Origin of the sequence: Fulvivirga kasyanovii (assembly GCF_009711405.1) — a bacterium.
Lineage (GTDB): Bacteria > Bacteroidota > Bacteroidia > Cytophagales > Cyclobacteriaceae > Fulvivirga > Fulvivirga kasyanovii.
Genome location: NZ_SMLW01000051.1, coordinates 1 through 349 on the forward strand (window position 1 = coordinate 1; position 349 = coordinate 349).

1 protein-coding gene is annotated in these 349 nt (G+C 51.0%); it reads right to left on the bottom strand.

The window, feature by feature from the left end:
* Positions 1 to 315: acyl carrier protein (locus E1163_RS00050; RefSeq protein ID WP_221417850.1), on the bottom strand; the 315-nt coding region annotated here is incomplete at its 3' end.
* Between the last annotated feature and the right edge of the window lie 34 nt (positions 316 to 349).

Here is a 349-nt window from a genome sequence, read left to right on the forward strand (position 1 = left end):
GGAAGATAATGACGGTGATGCCAGGGATTCGCTGAAGTAATGGTTCACTTCTTTCGAATGCTCGGTGAGCAGGTATGTCTTTAGTTCTTCCAGGTTAGGGTACTCAAAAAACAGGGTCGGGTATACTTCTATCTGAAGCTCTTCGCCCAACTCCCGGGCCAGGCTGATGATGCCTGCGGAGTCTACCCCAAAGTCCATAAAGTTCCTGCCCATATCTGAGGGAGATACGGCTCCGCCTGTACGGCTACGTAGCTTGTCCAGAAGGTAGGACGATACGGCTGACTCCAACGGTGATGATTCCGGTGAAGGGATCATTGTCGGTTTTGACTGAGTTGGAACTGTCCGGTTT